Consider the following 18554-nt stretch of genomic DNA (forward strand, 5'->3'; position numbering starts at 1 on the left):
GTCAAGCGTTGGAACTCCAACGGAATTTTCCGCATACCACGGATCGGAAGCCCACAAGGAGCGGCGGTTTGTGCTTGCACAACCGCCTAGGGCAAGCGGAGTGCTTGATCGCCAAACAGGCGCCGCCTTATGTGGTCTTGCCGCTACCCTCTTAGTTGGAAGCACGCTTCCTCCGGCAACCGTCGGCGGTTGTGCAAGCACAAACCGCCGCTCCTTGGATCCTCTGGCGTCGCGCTCTTTCAATCACACCACTTTCCACCCTACCTTCATCATTCAGAATTCCTAATTCATCATTCCTAATTTTTGACTGCTATCCCCCTCCCATCTCCTTCTTGAGCACCGTCGCCGCTCCCAAGGCGGGCACGCCGGCATAACGCTGGTCCTTGAGCATGCGTTTGATCATTTCCAGGCTCGCATCCGACTCCCCCTTGCGGCGGATGGCCTCACTTTCATACAGGGCACAGCGGAGCTGGTCACCGGGCGTGTCCTGCCACGCGCCGGCATGCTGGAAGAAATCGGCTGACTCCCGGTTGTTTCCTTCGACTGCGGAGAGCAGGCCCATGAGTTCGAGGAGATTCGCACTGTGCTTCTCCTCGGCAGTCTTCAGCAGCTCACGGCGGAATTTTTTGGGGTCGCGCGGCAGGTAGCGTCCCACCAGACTGGCATAGAGCGCATAGTCGTGGTCGGGCGAGGCTGCGTCTGGCATGACCCGCCGGCGGGGAAACGGCCGGTAGAGCGGGTCCCCCACCACGACGTTCATCCAGGAGATGCCCGGCATGGACGACCATGCGGCCTCCCCAAGGGTGGCTCCGGAAAGCAGGCGCTCATTGAGATGATCAAAGTGAACCGTCAACGTCAGATAAGGCTCCCACACGTTGCCAAGAGCGGCAGCGGCCCCCTTCTCCAGCAGCGGGCCGACCCAGGCCTCTGACTTGGTGCGCAGCACACTGGCGCTGAAAGAATGCAGGTGGCAGGCAATGGCGCCGGGCTTGAAGCGGAAGTTGGGCGAGGCGATGGCCCCGGTGATCTGGCTCGTATACCAGCCAAAGTACAAAACGGTGTCAGGGAGCGGCCACTCATCCCGGAAGACCTCGCGATACCGATCCACCGCCACGGGCACGCCGGCGCGCTGGTACATCTGCACGCACTTGGCGAGCCATTGCTCCCCTTCTTCATAGCCGCCATCCATGAGGGAGAAATCCACCACCGCCCTGCCCCAGAGACCGGTGCGTTCGGCGTTCAGCGAGTCATCGATCATGCGGCGCACCGTGGCATCATCGGCGGCGTCCAGACGCCCCACGAGCAGCTGCCCCCGGGCTTCCGGACAGTCGGCAAAACGTTGCCCCTTCTGATAGTACCGGTTTTCCAAAGGTCCCTTGATGGGCCGCTGCAACAGGCCGAGCGCCGCGATCTCGCTGTCCACGCTGGCCTCATCCACCTCGCCAATGGCCGGCTCCCGGTTGTGGGGCACGCGTTCCACCCGGATCGGCACGCCGCGCATGAGCACCGCGACGCGGATATCCTGCCGCACCACCTGGGGCACCTGTCCGTACCGCTTGCCGGAAGGGTCCACCAGGTCCCTCTTCTCCAACACCCACCACTTGTTTTCGATCAACCGCCGCAGCAGCGGCTCCCGCACGGTGGATTCAAACTTCTCCCTGGAGATCGTTTCCTCGACCGCGCACTTCAGACCGATCACGCGGTCCGAGGAAATTTTCCGCTTCGAGGCATAGTAACGGGCCAGCTCCTCCGAGCCCTCGAAGTCCTTGTTGTACACCACAATGGTTTCTGCGGCGGGGTCCCAACCATCGGCCTCCAGCAGCGAGTGGGGCGGTGCACTCTGGGCAGGCGACTTCTGAACAAGCCCCAAGACACCCAGCAACATCGCCGCAGCAACGCTCCAGCCTTGCAGACGCGCTGACAGCCAGCACTGCAGGCGCGGCTGGACGGAGGGTCTGCGGTGACTCGGGTACATGGAAACGACTGTCTGCTAGGGCCAGCTCAACTTGAGGCCATCGTAGGCGATGCGGACGTCCTCGGGCAACTTCTGTTCCTCCGGTGCGTGCAGAATCTCGCACTGGATGTGGGTGAACCAGGTCTGGCGGGGGCCCACCGCCGTGCGGAAGGCCAGCGCCTCCTCAAAATTCATGTGCGTCGGGTGCGGCGTGTGGCGCAGGGCATCCACGATGAGGGTGTCCACGCCCCTCATCAGCTCCACTGTGCCTTCCAGCGGCTCTTTCATATCGCTGAGGTAGGCGCAGAGCTTGCGCCCCCCGCGGGAAAAGAGATACCCCACCGTCTCCACCTTGCCATGCTTGACCGGCAGCGGTGTGATGAGGGTCTCGCCCAGGGTAAAGGGGCCAGTGATGGGGTGCTCCTCCGGCTTGAGGTAGCCGCGGTAGCGGTTCTCGCCATTGAAGGCATGCTCGTACATGCGGCGGATCACCTGCAGACACGCCGGGGTGCCGTAGATCGGCATCACCGCGTCCTCCGGCACGCAGAAGCGCCGCAGGTCATCGAACCCAGTGAGGTGGTCCATGTGCGGGTGCGTGTAGAGCGCAGCATCCAGCTCCTTCAGCTTCTCCCGCAGGCACTGGGTGCGGAAATCCGGCCCGGTATCCACCACATAGGTGCCCTCCGGGGTGCGCACGAGAATGGAAGAGCGGGAGCGTTGATCACGCGGGTCGCTGCTCGTGCAAGTGGCACAGTCACAACCAATCATGGGGATCCCGACAGAGGTTCCGGTGCCAAGAAAGGTGATCTGAAAGGAGTCCATGAAACAGTCGGGAGTGAGCAGGAAATGCGGCAGGATTGTCGAAAGAAAGGCTGGAGGAACATCAATGAAAGCATTGAAGCTCGCACTTGCCATATCTTTGGCGCTAAACGTGGCGCTCGCATGGGCAGTCTGGCGTACTCCCACTCCCGCGACCACGCCGCCCGCTGCGTCGTTCTCGCTGGTGGAGCCCGACACGACCCCGCCCTCACAACTCCCTGAAGCCGAGGATCTTCTCTCTCCGACACGCACCCCTCAGTGGGCAGCGCCGGGTGCGGAAAGGTCATGGGGCTTCGGCACCGACCTCTCGCCTGCGTCGGAAACTTCACCTCTGCGCCCTGTGCTGTTCACGCCAGAGCCTGCGGTGAGCCAGCCGTACGCGGCCCCACTGCCGCCCAATCCCCACGCCGTGCCGCTGTGGGAACGCCGGGTGCCGTTCCGTGAGGGTCAGCTGGAACGCGGGCTGTACCCCAATCTGAAAATAGAAGATCCGCCCACCCGGGATTGAAAACCCTCCGGCAGGCGGATCTGATTCTTGAAGAAAATCGACGCGCCCCCCGGCTTTACGCGGTGGGCTTCAGGCTGCGCAGGTAGGCCACAACAGCCTCTGCTTCATCGCGCTTCAGCCGGATCTGCGGCATGGGTGGCATCACCGGTGCTCCTGAGGGGCGCTTGCCCGTCATCATGAACTCCACGGCAGCCTCGTCCGTCGGCAGGGTGGGCAGCCCGGCGAGGGGAGGCGCCACCGGCACAAACGGCATCGGGACGGTGGGGCGGAAGGGCAACTCGCTGCCCATGAGGTAGCGGCTCTTGTCAAACTCCCCACTGGGCAGACGGGGTGCATGGCAGTCCGTGCACATCCCCACGGATTCCACCAGATGCCGGCCTCGCTCTACCAGGGCGGCACGATCAGCAGCTGGGGACGCTGGAGCACCGACGGAGGTCTCTGCGGCTGGGCTCTGTTTGCTACAGTGGGCCAGGGTCACGATGGCCCCGGAAGCCAGGGCGGCGATGACCAGCGTGTTTTTCATGTCGTTATGCATGTCAGGTGTTGTTTGAAGGAGGAAATATTCCGCCCTTTCCAATGAGGATGTGACAGCCGCTCGTTTTGTGACATTTAGCGATGCAATTGTCGCGCGATCCTTCCCACTGAAAGGTTGCGCGCCCACGTGCCGATTAACTTCCCCCCCAACCGTTCGGATGGCGTTTGCGCTTCTTTATTGACGCCAGCGCCCGCCCTTCCCATCATCAGCGCTTCCCTTTAGCCCCTTGTCAGTCATTCATATTTCAGATCCATGAGCACCGACTTCAAATCTGTCCTTGTCGAAAATCGTGTCTTTGAACCTTCGGACGAATTCAAGAGCAAAGCGCGCATCAGCAGCATGGAGGAGTACCAGAAGCTGTGGAAGGAGTCCGTGGACCAACCCGATGTGTTTTGGGCCCGTGAAGCCTCCGAGCTCCAGTGGCAGCAGCCTTGGGAAAAGGTGCTCGACTGGCAGCCCCCCTACGCCAAGTGGTTCGTCGGCGCGAAAGTGAACGTCGCCGAGAACTGTGTGGACCGTCACGTGGCCAACGGCCGCAAGGACAAGGTCGCCATCCTCTGGGAAGGCGAACCCGGCGACTCCCGGAGCATCACCTACGGCGAGCTGCAGGTGGAAGTGAACAAGTTTGCCAACGTGCTGAAAGCTCGTGGCGTGAAGGCTGGCGACCGCGTGCTCATCTACATGCCCATGGTGCCAGAGGCAGCCATCGCCATGCTGGCCTGCGCCCGCATCGGTGCCGTGCACAACGTAGTCTTCGGCGGCTTCAGCTCCGAGAGCATCAAGGACCGCCTGCAGGACAGCGGCGCGACCACCATCATCACGGCTGACGGCGGCTATCGTCGTGGCAAAGTGGTGGCATTGAAGGCCAATGTGGATGTGGCCATCGCAGGAAACACGGCGGTGCAGTCCGTGATCGTCCTTCAGCGGACGAAACACGACATCGCCATGCAGGACGGCCGCGATGCGTGGTGGCACGATGAAGTTGCCAAGGTGGACGAAAACTGCCCCGCAGAAGGTTTCGACGCTGAGCACCCGCTCTTCATCCTCTACACCAGCGGCTCCACCGGGAAGCCCAAAGGCATCCTCCACACCAGTGGTGGTTACCTCGTGGGTACGTACCTGACCTGCAAATACATCTTCGACCTCCGCGAGGACGACATCTACTGGTGCACCGCCGACGTGGGCTGGATCACCGGCCACAGCTACATCGTGTACGGACCGCTGGCCAATGGAGCCACGGTGCTGATGTACGAAGGCGCTCCCGACACGCCGCACCAGGGCCGATTCTGGGAAATCATCGAGAAGTACAAGGCCACGATCCTCTACACCGCTCCCACCGCCATCCGCGCCTTCATCAAGTGGGGCGACGACTGGGTGAAGAAGCACGACCTGAGCAGCCTGCGCCTGCTGGGCAGCGTGGGTGAGCCCATCAACCCCGAGGCTTGGATGTGGTACCACGAAATGATCGGCGGCGGCCGCTGCCCGATCGTGGACACCTGGTGGCAGACGGAGACGGGCAGCATCCTCATCAGTCCTCTGCCGGGCGTGACGCCCACCAAGCCAGGCACCGCCACCCTGCCGTTCTTCGGCGTGGACGCCGCGATCCTGGATGAAGAAGGCGTGGAAGTGGGCCCGAACGAGGGCGGCAAGCTGGTCATCCGCAAGCCCTGGCCGTCCATGCTCCGCACCATCTACGGTGATGCTGAGCGCTACGAGTCCGCCTACTGGGGCACCTATGAAGGCATCTACCTGGCTGGCGACGGCGCCCGCCGCGATGAAGACGGCTATTTCTGGATCGTGGGCCGCCTTGATGACGTGCTGAACGTCTCCGGCCACCGTCTCGGCACCGCCGAAGTGGAAAGCGCCTTGGTCAGCCATGAAGCGGTCGCTGAGAGCGCCGTGGTGGGCCGCCCCGATGAGATCAAGGGCCAGGCCGTGGTGGCTTTCGTCACCGTGAAGACCGGCGTGGAACCCACCGACGCCCTCGCGGCCGAGCTCAAGAAGCACGTCAGCAACGTGATCGGCGCCATCGCCCGTCCGGACGACATCCGCTTCGCCGCCGCGCTGCCGAAAACCCGCTCCGGCAAGATCATGCGCCGCCTCCTCAAGGAAATCTGCTCTGGCGGCCAGGTGAAAGGTGACACCACCACGCTGGAAGATCTGAACGTCGTGGCCGCACTGCAAGCCAGCGGCAAAGACGAAGACTGATCTAAAGCAGTCGATTGATCGTTGATTGATCCAAGCCGTCCGGTGCCCTCGCGCCGGGCGGCTTTTTTGTGGGGGTACGGAGCAAAGTAGTGCAGAGGCGTTTGGATGTGATGACCGCCCGTTGTATCAGGGGCAGCGCGTCCGACCGGGACAAGAATGTCCCTCCCTCCTTTTACTGACAGCCCTGTTGCAGGTGTTCTCTGAGGCGTAAGCTCAGGTCTTGTGTCTGGAGTCTTCTGGTCTTGTGTCTCCCGCGAAGCGGGCTCCACCCTGTTCTGGCGAACACATTTGCCGCCCTCCCGACTTGCCCGGACCCGCCAGCGCGCCACATTACCGCGTGCTTGCTGAGACTGAAGACACCCCCATCCACGACGCCCGGGAGGCGCTGAAGCGCTACTTTGGCTTCCGTGCGTTCCTGGACGGCCAGGAGCAGGTGGTGGCCTCAGTGCTGGGGGGCGGGACGTGATGATCATCATGCCCACGGGCGGGGGCAAGTCTCTCTGCTACCAGCTTCCCGCCATGGTCATGGATGGCGTGACGATCGTCGTGAGCCCGCTCATCGCGCTCATGAAGGACCAGGTGGATGCGCTGATCAATCGCGGCATCCCCGCCACGCTCATCAACAGCACCTTGAGTTTTGAGGAGCAGAAGGAGCGCATCCGCGGCCTGCGCAACGGCGAGTACAAGCTGGTGTACGTGGCCCCGGAGCGGTTCAGGAGCAACATGTTCATCAACGCCCTTCAGGACGTGAACATTGCCCTGTTTGCCGTGGATGAGGCGCACTGCCTCTCCCAGTGGGGGCATGACTTCCGCCCGGACTACATCCGTCTGGGGGAAGCCTTGGAGAAGCTGGGGCGTCCGCAGGTGCTAGCCCTCACTGCCACCGCCACCGCTGAGGTGCGGACGGACATCCTCAACACGCTCAAGCTGCGCGATCCGTATCTGAGCGTTCGCGGCTTTTCCCGGCCGAACCTCAGCCTTCACATCACCCCCACGGAGAAGGCCAAGCACAAGTACGACCGCCTCCGGGACATCGTGAGCCACTGGCAGACGGGCATCATCTACTGTGCCACGCGGAAGAAGGTCGAGGAAATCGCTTCTCTGCTGGATGAGTGGCGCATCCGCGCCGTCGCGTATCACGGTGGCATGGACGACAAGGAACGCGAGCATGCACAGAACCGCTTCCTCCAGCGGGAGGTGAGCGTGGCCGTGGCCACCAACGCCTTTGGCATGGGCATCGACCGCTCGGACGTGCGGTTCGTGGTGCACTTTGAGGTCCCCGGCAGCGTCGAGGCCTACTATCAGGAAGCCGGTCGTGCGGGTCGTGATGGCGAGCCTTCCCACTGCGAGCTCTTCTTCAACTACGCGGACACCAAGACCCAGGACTTCTTCATCGATGGGAGCAACCCCACCTTTGAAACCATCCAGGATGTTTATGAGGCTCTTCTGAGCGGGGCGGACAGCGCCAACGAGGTGATGGCCAGCATCGACGACATCACCGACCGGGCTGGCGCGAAGAACAGCATGGCTGTGGGCAGCGCGCTGAGCCATCTGGCCCGCCAGGGCTGGATCGAGCGGTTCGATATTCCGGGCAAACGCATCCGCGGCACCCGCATGCTCCGCCCCGAGGTGCGGGCACGGGATCTTACGCTGGACCGCAAGGCCATCCAGGAAAAGGAACGGCGCGACCGCTCCAAACTCAAGGCGATGGTGGAGATGTGCTACGCGGACAAGTGCCGCCAGCAGATGATCCTGGAATATTTCGGCGAACCCGATGCCAGCACCTGCGGCAACTGCGATGTGTGCAAGCGCGGCGGGGTGGGAGCCGTGGCCCGCATGGGCAGCAGCGAAGAGGTGGAAGTGCTGCGCAAGGCCTTGAGTGGCGTGGCCCGCATGAGCCGCAAGGAGGTGGACGGCACCTGGTCGCCCCGCTTTGGCAAAGGGCGCATCATCGCCATGCTGCTGGGCAGCAAGTCTCGCGAAGTCGTGGACGCCGGTCTGGATGAACTCACCACGTATGGCATGCTCAAGAACATGGGCAGCGCCGGCGTGCACCAGCTCTTCAAGGAGATGGAGAAGGCCGGGTTCATTGAAACCACCACAGAGGGCGACTATCCTCTGCTGAAGCTCACGACCAAAGGCAACGAGATCATGCGCAAAGGCGGTGCCATCCGCCTCCAGTGGCCGGAGCTGCGCAAGCCGGTGGAGATGCTCAAGCGTGACTCCCGCTCCACTTATCTGCGGGAAGGTGCGAATGCCGGCGGTGGCGACGAACTTGGCGTGAGCGAGCTGGGCTTTGACGAAAGTCTCTTTGACCGTCTCAAGAAGAAGCGCCAGGAGATCGCCCAGCGCGAAGGCGTGCCGCCCTTCATGATCTTCCACAACAACACCCTGGAGTTCCTGACGCGGCTCAAGCCACGGAACATGGATGCCGCATTGAAGATTCGCGGCATCGGCGAGGCCAAAGCCTCCCGGTGGTTGCCAGAGTTTCTCACGGTGATCAATGGACGGTGAGGACACGGCATTCGTGCCACCTTGATCCACCGTCCCATCCGCGACGGAATACCCTGTTATTCACATATTCCGGCGTCCCTCCGGGACATGGCGACCGACCTCGGATTCTTCCCCCGTTTGCATCTTCTGGCCCCCCATTTCCCGTTCATCACCATCATAAATCTCTTCCTCCTTTCATCATCACGGGCTATGGAACCCACCCCATGGATTTCCCGACCGTCTGGCAGCAGCTCCTTTCCCGCGAATGGATGTGGACGTTCGGGCGCAATGCCATGGAAGGGGCGCAACTGGCCAAACAGGGCCGGGTGAAGGTCCGCGCTGCGGAACTGCTCGGTGAACAGGAGTTGGAGATCACAGCTTTTGTCACGGACAACCGGCTGACGCAGTTCGAAACGACAGTCACGCTTCAATTCAAAGACGCACGACGGCTCAGCATCATGAGCCGCTGCTTGTGTCCCGCAGGTGCCTATTGCAAGCATGCAGCGGCACTTCTCGTGCAGGCGACGGATCGCAAACTTCAAGACGAGATCGAAGAGCGTGTCACCGCTCCGCCTCCCCCGCCACCTGTTGCCAAAGCGTCTGCCATCGCCAAGGCGAAACTGCCGGTGCATTTGCTCGAGGCAGGCAAACCGGAGCCGGTCTTGGTGTTGCGCCGCATCGACGCCTCCCTACCCAAGGACGCTAAGTCCTCGAAGCTTCTGCGATTGCCGGTGGCCGATCCCATGGTCACCTACCCGGGCTGCCCTGAGCGACTGCTGCTCACGGTGAGATCCTCCCAACACGAGTGGGAGGCAGATGGCAAGCTCCAGCGCCTGGAGCGCGATCTGGAACTGGAGCGCTCCTTCCTGCGCGATGTCATGCTGCTGGGCCTCATGCCCTTCATGGAGGCGCATCCTGGCGTCGTCACCAGCGCACCGCTCAATCACCTGGCGGTTTCGCAAGGCTATGAGCTCGAGTTTTGGAAGGGCTTTCGTCAGGAAGAATCCAAGCGCCTGCAGCAACGGGGCTGGCGCATCGAGTCCTCCAGTGACTTCGGTTACGATGTTGTCGAGCTCCATGAGCATCACTGGGTGACTGGACTTCGTCCTGAGCCGGGCAACGGTCTGGTGTACTCGCTGGAGATGGGTGTGGAGATCGACGGCAAACGCGTCTCACTTATCCCCATCCTCGCCGAGGCTGTGCAGAAGGGCCTCACTGTGCAAGAGGTGTCCGAGAGTCCAGACACGCCATTTTTATTCCTCGTACCCGAGCTGGGCGACCGTCTCATTTCCCTGCCGGGGAAACGGTTGCTGCCCATCCTGAGTGTCCTCCACGAACTCTTCACCCCAGGAGCGAAGAAGAAGGACAAGATCAAGGTGGACCGGCTGCGTGCGGCCCAGCTCGGTCAGGAGCAGGGCATGGCGCTGCAGATGCCCACAGAGATCGCCAAGCTGGGCGAGAAGCTGGCCAACTTCACCAGTCTGCCCGTCGTCACACCGCCCAGCGGCCTCCAGGCCACCTTGCGCCCCTACCAGCTGGAGGGGCTGGGCTGGCTCCAGTTCCTGCGCGAATACGGGCTGCATGGTATCCTGGCAGATGACATGGGTTTGGGCAAGACGCTGCAAACCATCGCCCACCTTCTGACCGAGGTGGAGGCTGGTCGTGCCGACCGGCCCAGCCTGATCCTCGCCCCTACCAGCGTGATCCGGAACTGGGTGGCGGAGGCCAAGAAGTTCGCCCCTGCCATGAAGGTGCTCATCCTGCACGGCGAGCACCGGAAGGAACGCTTCCCGTTCATCAAGAACTACCATGTAGTTGTTACCTCATACCCGCTGCTCATCCGCGACATTGAGAAGCTGCAGAAGTTTGAGTGGCATGTGGTGGTGCTGGACGAAGCCCACGGCATCAAGAATGCCCGGGCCAAGGCCGCGCAAGCCGCCAGGGCGCTCGATGCCCGTCATCGCCTCTGCCTGACGGGTACGCCGATGGAGAATCACCTGGGCGAGCTGTGGAGCCTCTTCCATTTCCTCATGCCCGGCTACTTGGGCGAGCAGGATGCTTTCAAGGCGTTCTTCCGGAACCCCATTGAGAAGAAGCAGGATCCCACCGCCCAGCAACGACTCACGGCCCGCCTTCAGCCGGTGTTGCTTCGCCGCACCAAGGATGCCGTGGCCAAGGACCTACCGCCCAAGACGGAGCTGATCAATGCCGTGGAGCTCGACAAGGCCCAGGCAGATCTCTACGAAACGATCCGCGCTACGGTGGACAAGCGGGTGCGCGAGGCCATCGCGGATCAGGGCATTGAGAAGAGCCAGCTCATCGTGCTGGACGCCCTGCTCAAGCTCCGCCAGGTGTGCTGCCACCCGGCCCTGCTCAAGACAGAAAGCGCCAAGAAGGTCGAGACGTCTGCGAAGACCGAGTACCTCATGGATGAGATGCTCCCGGAGCTCATCGAGGAAGGCCGGCGCATTCTCATCTTTTCCCAGTTCACGAGCATGCTGGACATCCTGGAGCGCATGCTCAAGGAGCGCGGCATTCGCTATGTGAAACTCACTGGCTCCACCGAGGACCGCATGAAGCCGGTGGAACAGTTTCAAAACGGCGACATGCCGGTGTTCCTCATCAGCCTCAAGGCCGGCGGCGTGGGCATCACGCTTACCGCTGCGGACACGGTGATCCACTATGACCCCTGGTGGAACCCCGCCATCGAAGCCCAGGCCACGGACCGTGCCTACCGCATCGGGCAGAAGAAGCCCGTGTTCGTGCACAAGCTCATCTGCCAGGGCACCATTGAGGAGCGCATCGTGGAAATGCAACGCCGCAAATCCGCCCTCATCAACGGCCTGCTCACCGGCAACACCGATGCGGCCAAACTCACGCAGGAAGACGTGCGTGAGCTGCTGGCACCGTTGTAGGACTGTCAGTAAGGATCTGCCAGAAGGGTTCTCCCAGGGCTCGTTGGCGAGGCATTCTGGCCTGAAAGGCCCGGAGAACCCAGCCCAAAGGCAGAGGCCAGATGCCGGAGGTATCTCAGCCCTTAGCCGGGGGTTGAGCGTAGCGATACCCCCGGATTGCTCCCTCGTTCACTCACCCCGCGAGGGGTGACAGCAAGGTGCGCCTGCAATGGGACGTCGCTGGCATCCACTCCGGGATGCAATAACTAATCTGATCTTCCGGAGATATCAGTCGCCACGCTCCTTCAACCGTCCGGCTAATGGCTTTGATGCCTCCGGCATCGGGAAACCCGGGCTGTGTGTACCTTTATCGGCAGCCCGAAGGGTCGCGAGAGACGAGCACCCACCGCTGACGCTCCTCCAGGCTTCATGAAACTACCCCACCCCTTGCCCTCTCCACTCACTCTCTGTCGAACGTCTCCTTGATCACTCCGGCCAGCCCCGTGAGCAGGCTCGCTCCATCCCCGCGAAACGAAGAACCGTGCATCACCGCCAGGGTGCTTGGCTGCAAGCTGGCCAGCCCTCTCAATACCCCCTCCGTCTTACGGGTGTAGGGCATGTAGCCGGCCAGCGGTCCCTGTTCCAACCGCTCCATGGCCTCCCGGCTCGGGCCAATGAGGTCTGATTCGGTGATGGGATCGGTGTTGCCAAAGTGATGGAAGAGATCCGAGCAAAACAAGGTCCGCTGGGTCTCCTCAAACAACACACCCGCATCCCACCCATGAGGCAGGTGGGGAGAGGGATGGAAGCGGAAGCGGTATTTGCCCGTCTCCAACACATCCGCCGGCGTCATGCCCCGCGCAGGGCGCAGGGAGAAATCATCCACCGTGACCAGCTTGCCCACCAAGGTGCAGGCAGGCTGGGCCTCGGGCGCAATTTGCAACCAGTCGTTGAGAGCCCCGCACTCGTCCGATTCAAAATGGCTCCACGCAATCCACTTCAACGCCGCAGGATCGATCAACGTGCCCACCGCCTCCTTCAACGCCGGAAACATGCCCCGCAAACCGGTATGGAACAGCAGCGGTTCCTCATCACGCACCAGAAAGTGGTTGAACTGCATGTCGTACTCCGGGGCATAGACCGAAAGACGGAACACATCGGGCGCAATCTCATCTATCGCAGTCATAGCAGTGACGGTGTGGGATGACAGGGGGGCTGGCGGACCATACCCCAGCACCCCAATGGCGCAAATGACATCGCTACGCCGCGTACCACCATTTACCCCACCCACCACTTACCTCTTACCGAGCCTGTACCCATTCCAGATTGAACCGCGCCAGGACGATCTGCCCGAAGGCAAACCCGCCGAACTCCTTCTTCTCACCCTTGCCATAGAGACACAGGATGGTCCCATCCGGCGTGACGGCGACATCACTGTAGCCACTGAAGCTGGGCTCGATGGCGCGGCTGACCGCCCAGGTCTTGCCTTCGTCTTCGCTGAGCTTCACGGTCACGTTTTTGCGGTCGCGGTTCTTGCCCTCCTGCTCCTTGCCATCTTCGCGGGCCAGGTTGTCAGGGTTGGTGAACAGGATTCGGTTTTTGTCCGCTCCCTTCACGCCTGCCAGCGAGTAGCGCACAATGCCGCCCATGCAGATGGGCTCCAGCAGTGCTTCATCGAACCTCGGAGTGCTCCAGCCCGTCGCGCCATCTTTGCTCACCGTCACGAGGCGGCGGTGTTTCTTGGACTCACTGCGCACGTTCAGCATCACGCTGCCGTCGGCCAGCTCCACGGCCACCGTTTCATTGGGATTGATCCATTCTTCCGTGCAGGGCACGGCAATCTCCCCCGCCTTCCAAGTCTTGCCCTGGTCATCGCTGTAGATGGTGGAGGTCACGGAGGGGCGGTGGGCATTCCCGCCCGTGCCGGTGGAGAGCCAGACGGGCACCACCAGACGCCCCGTCTTGAGCTGGATGCTGTGGTTCGGCCCCGTGGCCAGCACCTTCCAGTCATAGTCCTTTTTGAAAGTCTCAAAGGTGCCGGTGATCTCCGTCGGCGTGCTCCAGGTGACGCCGTCATCCTTGCTCTGCTGGTAGAAGCAGCGCATGTACTCCAGGCAGAAGACCATGTGCACCGTGCCGTCCTTGTCCGCGATGAGCACCGGGTTGTTGTAGGTCACGTCGTTGGGGTCCACGCCTTTGACCCGCAGGGCGAACTCGTTCTTGGTCTTGGGGCCCGGCACATTGGCGATGCTTTTGGCCTCGCCGAATGTCTTGCCTCCATCCGTGGAGCGACGCAGCACGATGTCGATCTGGTCCCAGTCTCCACCCTTCTTGCGCGCCTCACACCAGGCCAGCACCGACCCCTTGGCGGTGACCAGGATGCCGGGAATGTGCACCAGCTTGTAGGTGGGGTTGAGCTTGGTGCTGAAGATCTCCTCCTTCTCCAGGAAGGGCTCGGCAGCAGGACAGGCAGCACTGCAGAGGAAGGCAGCAGTCAGGAGGGTGAAGGCGAAGCGCATGAGCAGGGAAGGATGAGGTGGGGTTCGATGGAGTCGGGCACGATCTCGATACCCGGATGAATGAGAGGCAAACGGGCGTGGCTCCCTGCTCCATACTGGTTATATAATCAAACCAGCTGATCCGCTGTGGTGCACTCATGGCCAAAATCCTCATGACAGCCCGAGCGGGCCTCGCATAGTGAGTTCCCTCTTCGTCCCTTCCCCCCATTTTCATGCCAGATTCCATCCTCATCACTGGAGCCCGCGGCCGTGTTGGCCGGGCCATCCAGATGACCTTTGGCGGTACCTGGCCACTGCGGTTGCTTTCACGGACGGCCTCACCTGATGGGTCGGTCGAGTCGCTCGACACCCTGCTGACCGGGGATGCCCCGCAGGAGGCCGACCTCCTGATCCACGCTGCCTGGAGCTGTGTCCCGGCCAATGCCGAAGAGCACCCCGAACAGATCGAGCAGATTGATCTGCCGCTACTGGACCGGCTCATCGCCCGCCTTCAGAAGGAAGCCCGCCCCCCGCTGTTTCTGTTCATCTCCACCGGTGCCGTTTATGGTCTCGCACCTGGCAGGGGCAATCGGGAGGATGACACGCCGTATCCGCTTGGGGTGTATGCCAAAGGCAAGCTGGCCGCTGAGGAGCGGCTGCGGGCCTCCGGGCTGCCGGTCTGCATCCTGCGCGTGGGCAACCTGTATGGCCTCCCATCAAGCCCGGAAGACCGACAGGGCGTGACGGCCCGACTGGTGCGCTGCGCCCTGGCGAACCAGCCTTTCCAGCGCTGGGGAGATGATCCGATCAAGGACTACCTCCACAGTGATGACTTCTTCACCGCCCTGACCAGGGTCCGGGAACTGCGGCTCACCGGCACCTGGAATGTCGGCAGCGGCATCGCCACCCCGCTCTCCCATCTCGTCGAGCTGGTGGAAAAGGAAACAGGACACCCCGTGCCGATTCTGAGCCGTCCCGGCCACGCCTGGGATGTCTATGACAATCGTCTGGACGTCACCCACTTCACGACCGCCACCGGCTGGCACCCGGCAGTGACGCTGGCAGAGGGCGTGGCCCGTGAGGTCGCGGCTCTGCGAGAACTCTGATCCCCGCTCTGACTTACAAACCCGTGGGGTGATCGATGAACTCCCACGGCAGACCGAACTTGGCACTTAGATGCGCGGCGAGCGCCTTCACACCGAAGGTCTCTGTGGCGTAGTGCCCACCATAGTACAAGTTCACGCCCAGCTCCTCCGCCAGCGTGTAGCTCCAGTGAGGACCTTCTCCCGTGATGAAGGTATCGATCCCCTGCTCCTTCATCGTCGCCACCGCATCCCCCGCCCCACCGGTGACGATCCCGATCTGGCGAATCTCCTCTGGCCCACCCGGGCACAGGTGCGCCTTCGCACCGAGGGCCTTTTCCAGCCGGGCACTCAGATCGTCCCGCGAAACTCCCGCAGCCACCTCACCCCGCACCCCGATGGGGAAGCCTTTGTAAGGGAAAAACGGGGTCCACTCCACGCCCGGCAGCTCCAGCGCCCGGGCCAGCTGGATGCCATTCCCCAGCTCCAAATGACCATCCAGCGGCAGGTGGGCACTGTAGATGGCGAGGTCGTTCTCCCCACAGACCCGGAGCTTTTGGTAATGCGGCCCCACCAAGGGCTGCAGGCCGCTCCAGAAGATGCCGTGGTGCACCAGCAAGAGGTCGCAACCCCGCTGGGCGGCCATTTTGACCACCGGTAGATGGGCATCCACGGCGACCGCAATCTTGGAAACGTCCCCGGAATAGTTCTCCAGCTGCAACCCGTTCAGCGCGTTGCCGTAGTCGGGAACGGTGGCGGTTTGCAACAGTTCATTCACATAGGCGACGAGGTCCGCAAGCTTCATGTGCGGCCACTTATGCACCCTTCCGCGCTTGCGCCAAGTGCCAAGTCCGCTACTCTGCCCGCCCTATGTTGCGCGCCGGTATCGTTGGTCTTCCGAATGTTGGCAAATCCACCCTCTTCAATGCGGTCACCCGCACGCGGAAGGCGGAGGCGGCCAACTACCCCTTCTGCACCATTGAGCCGAACCAGGGCGTGGTGGTGGTGCCGGACGAGCGCCTGGAAGTGCTCAGCAAGATCAGCGGCTCCCAGAAACTGATCCCCGCGGCCATCGAGTTCGTGGACATCGCCGGTCTCGTGAAAGGCGCCAGCCAGGGTGAAGGCCTCGGCAACCAGTTCCTCAGCCACATCCGTGAAGTGGACGCCATCGTGCACGTCGTGCGCTGCTTTGAGAGCTCCGACATCCACCACGTGGATGGCAATGTGGACCCCGTCCGCGACATCGAGGTCATCAACACCGAGCTGATCCTGGCCGACATGGACAGCGTGGCCAAGCGCAAGAACCGCTCGGAGAAAGAAGCAAAGCGCGGCAACAAGGAAGCCCAGGCCGAATTCTCCCTCTGCGAGAAGCTCATTCCGCACCTCGACGCTGGCAAGCCCGCCGTGACCCTCGAGCTCGGCGACGAAGAAGCCAAGCTGCTCAAGAGCTTCTTCCTCCTCAGCGGCAAACCCTGCATCTACGCGTGCAACGTCTCCGAGAACGAACTGGCCGAAGCGAGCAATGAACCCGACAAGCACCCGCTCGTGAGCAAGGTGCGCGAGTACGTGAGCCACGCTCATGCCGCCTCCGCCGTGGTGGTGAGCGCCGCCATTGAGAGCGAACTCATCGATCTCTCCGACGAAGAAGCCGCCGCCTACCTCACCGATCTGGGTGTGAAAGACAGCGGCGTGTCCCGCCTCATCAAGAGCGTCTTCAGCCTGCTGGGTCTGCAGACCTACCTGACCACCGGTGAGAAAGAAACGCGTGCGTGGACGATTGTGAAGGGCATGAAGGCGCCCCAGGCCGCCGGTGTCATCCACAGCGACTTCGAGCGCGGTTTCATCGCCGCCGAAATCGTCGCCTTCACCGATCTCTCCGAACTGGGCTCCTACGCCAAGTGCCGTGAGAAGGGCAAGCTCCGCATCGAAGGTAAAGAGTACATCATGAAGGACGGCGACGTCGTCGAGTGGCGCTTCAACGTGTAAGCCTACAGAATTCTCCATCCCGCCAGGTGGTCTCTCAAGAGGCCGGGCGGGGTGGCTTTCAGATCATCCGTCTCCCAGCAACCGATCCACACGATCGGCAAGCGCAAGAAACTGCGAGGCCCATCCGCTGCTGAGGCTAAGTTCCTGCAAGGGCCCAGTGGGTGCGAAGAGCACTCGCAGAAGAAGCCGAATGTCGTCTGGCAGTTGACCCGCCTCGATTGGGATCAAGATAGCCTCCATCTCCGCCAGTGCCTCCGTGACGTCTTCCCACGAGGACCAGGCAAAGTCATTGCTAGGCTGAGCCACCCACCAGGAAACTTCCCGCAAGGTGGTGGCCATTTCCGCCAACGCCGGCCCCGGCTGGGTCATACGGAACTTTGAGTTCCTTCGTCAGCATCCACTTCCACCACCGAGGGAGCAGGCGCTTCCAGGAAGCGCATCTGCTTCTCCACCCGGGGCAGGTAGATGTTGACCTTGGTCCCCTCTCCCTCCCGGCTCTCCAGCTCGATCTCGCCGCCGTGTTCACGAATGATGCGGCGCACAATGAGCAGACCCAGGCCGGTGCCCGTCTTTCGCGTGGTGAAGAAGGGTTGGAAGAGATTGCTCAAGTTCTCGCCCGAGATCCCCTTGCCGGTATCGGCAAAGGTCAGGCGCACCTCGTAGTCGGTGAAGGTGCTGATGATGGTGAGTCGCCCCCCCTCGCCCATCGCCTGCGTGCTGTTGCGGATGAGGTTGTAGAACGCCTGCTTCATCTGGTTCGCATCCAGCGGCATCAGCGGCAGGCTGCGCGTGAGGTCCAGCCGGACGTCCACCTTGTGCTGCTTGAGCTCGGGTGCGAGGAATTTCACCGCCTCTTCAATGAGCTCGTTCACTTGCACCCGCTGCAGTTGCGGATGGGTGGGACGAATGGCGGCAAGGAACTGGCCGATGATGAAGTCGAGCCGTTTGATCTCCCCCTGTGCCACCTCCACCATCTCCCGCAGGCGAGCCGCCTCGGCCGCCTTCAGCTTGCGCAGCCGGCGGTCCAGCAGTTGCAGATGGATGGTGAGTGAGTTGAGCGGATTGCCCAGCTCATGCGCCACGCCGGCCGCCAGCATCGTGAGAGCGGAGATGCGCTCGCTCTCGATCTTCTCCTCCGTGAGTTTGCGCGTCTGCGTGATGTCACGGATCAGCATCACGAACCCGAGGTCCTCATGCTCATCAATGGCCGTGACGTAGAAATTGAGGTAGCGGTTCTCGGGATAGAAGACCTCCAGGTCCCGGCTCACCGAGCCACCGGACTTCGCGAGCAGTTCCCAGTCAAAGCCGCGAATGCCCTCCGCGAGACTGCGGCCCACGATGACTTCGCGATCAAACCCGAAGAAACCGCACGCGGCGCGGTTCACGTAGGTCACCACCCCCTCGCCATCCAGCAGGATCACGCCCTCCTGCAGCGCCTCGAAAACCTTTTCAAAGAACCCCTTCTCCTGCACCAGACGCAGCAGGTAGCGCTGCACATCCGCCGGTTCCAGGCGGTCCATGCGTTTGACAATCTTGTCGAAAAAGCTCGATTTCATCCTTCCGGGCTGGGCAGCGGG

At 62.2% G+C, this 18554-nt stretch carries 15 protein-coding genes; 7 read left to right on the top strand and 8 right to left on the bottom strand.

Translation table 11 applies throughout. The features are described from left to right. Positions 1–310: 310 nt before the first annotated feature. Positions 311–1975: a TIGR03790 family protein gene (locus tag BV106_RS03900; protein ID WP_081891499.1), complete on the bottom strand. Its 1665-nt coding sequence runs from the start codon at positions 1973–1975 to the stop codon at positions 311–313. Between the two features lie 15 nt (positions 1976–1990). Beyond that, positions 1991–2776: an MBL fold metallo-hydrolase gene (locus tag BV106_RS03905; protein ID WP_038160838.1), complete on the bottom strand. Its 786-nt coding sequence runs from the start codon at positions 2774–2776 to the stop codon at positions 1991–1993. A 64-nt stretch (positions 2777–2840) separates the two neighbouring features. On the opposite strand from BV106_RS03905, the gene BV106_RS38080 reads away from it, so the two are divergent. Further along, positions 2841–3281, top strand: coding sequence for a hypothetical protein (locus BV106_RS38080; protein WP_265595310.1), 441 nt, complete (start codon positions 2841–2843; stop codon positions 3279–3281). A 55-nt stretch (positions 3282–3336) separates the two neighbouring features. On the opposite strand, the gene BV106_RS03910 is transcribed toward BV106_RS38080, so the two are convergent. After that, entirely contained in the window at positions 3337–3804 is a 468-nt protein-coding gene (locus tag BV106_RS03910) for a cytochrome c (RefSeq protein ID WP_038160783.1), read from the bottom strand. A 264-nt stretch (positions 3805–4068) separates the two neighbouring features. Here BV106_RS03910 and acs point away from each other — a divergent pair, with 264 nt between their 5' ends. The 4 genes from acs to BV106_RS03925 all read left to right on the top strand — a co-directional run bounded on the left by acs (position 4069) and on the right by BV106_RS03925 (position 11432). Then, entirely contained in the window at positions 4069–6024 is a 1956-nt protein-coding gene (gene acs, locus BV106_RS03915) for an acetate--CoA ligase (protein ID WP_038160785.1), read from the top strand. Between the two features lie 337 nt (positions 6025–6361). After that, entirely contained in the window at positions 6362–6490 is a 129-nt protein-coding gene (locus BV106_RS38085; protein WP_265595311.1) for a hypothetical protein, read from the top strand. Positions 6491–6498: 8 nt separating this feature from the next. Continuing rightward, complete coding sequence (locus BV106_RS03920; protein WP_265595312.1) at positions 6499–8538, top strand: RecQ family ATP-dependent DNA helicase; 2040 nt, start codon at positions 6499–6501, stop codon at positions 8536–8538. A 203-nt stretch (positions 8539–8741) separates the two neighbouring features. Continuing rightward, positions 8742–11432: a DEAD/DEAH box helicase gene (locus BV106_RS03925; RefSeq protein WP_063767895.1), complete on the top strand. Its 2691-nt coding sequence runs from the start codon at positions 8742–8744 to the stop codon at positions 11430–11432. 439 nt (positions 11433–11871) lie between these two features. On the opposite strand, the gene BV106_RS03930 is transcribed toward BV106_RS03925, so the two are convergent. Then, a complete protein-coding gene (locus BV106_RS03930; RefSeq protein ID WP_038160788.1) occupies positions 11872–12597 on the bottom strand; it encodes an MBL fold metallo-hydrolase in 726 nt (241 codons plus the stop codon). Between the two features lie 115 nt (positions 12598–12712). Beyond that, the gene (locus tag BV106_RS03935; protein ID WP_038160791.1) at positions 12713–13930 is read right to left on the bottom strand and encodes a sialidase family protein; all 1218 of its coding nucleotides are present in this window, start codon (positions 13928–13930) and stop codon (positions 12713–12715) included. A gap of 212 nt (positions 13931–14142) precedes the next feature. On the opposite strand from BV106_RS03935, the gene BV106_RS03940 reads away from it, so the two are divergent. Next, positions 14143–15015 (top strand): NAD-dependent epimerase/dehydratase family protein, encoded by an 873-nt coding sequence (locus BV106_RS03940; RefSeq protein ID WP_038160794.1) that lies wholly within the window; start codon positions 14143–14145, stop codon positions 15013–15015. A 13-nt stretch (positions 15016–15028) separates the two neighbouring features. On the opposite strand, the gene BV106_RS03945 is transcribed toward BV106_RS03940, so the two are convergent. After that, positions 15029–15796 carry a Nif3-like dinuclear metal center hexameric protein gene (locus tag BV106_RS03945; protein ID WP_038160796.1) on the bottom strand — a complete coding sequence of 256 codons (768 nt, stop codon included), beginning with the start codon at positions 15794–15796 and terminating at the stop codon, positions 15029–15031. A gap of 65 nt (positions 15797–15861) precedes the next feature. Between BV106_RS03945 and ychF the strand changes: the two genes are divergently transcribed. Continuing rightward, on the top strand, positions 15862–16977 hold the full coding sequence (gene ychF / locus BV106_RS03950) for a redox-regulated ATPase YchF (protein WP_038160798.1): 1116 nt from the start codon (positions 15862–15864) through the stop codon (positions 16975–16977). A gap of 63 nt (positions 16978–17040) precedes the next feature. On the opposite strand, the gene BV106_RS03955 is transcribed toward ychF, so the two are convergent. Beyond that, positions 17041–17346, bottom strand: coding sequence for a hypothetical protein (locus tag BV106_RS03955; RefSeq protein WP_051944991.1), 306 nt, complete (start codon positions 17344–17346; stop codon positions 17041–17043). Then, complete coding sequence (locus BV106_RS03960) at positions 17343–18533, bottom strand: ATP-binding protein (protein ID WP_038160800.1); 1191 nt, start codon at positions 18531–18533, stop codon at positions 17343–17345. Before BV106_RS03960 ends, BV106_RS03955 begins: the two co-directional genes overlap by 4 nt. Between the last annotated feature and the right edge of the window lie 21 nt (positions 18534–18554).

The sequence above is a fragment of the Verrucomicrobium sp. BvORR106 genome (genome assembly GCF_000739655.1).
Classification (GTDB): domain Bacteria; phylum Verrucomicrobiota; class Verrucomicrobiia; order Verrucomicrobiales; family Verrucomicrobiaceae; genus Verrucomicrobium.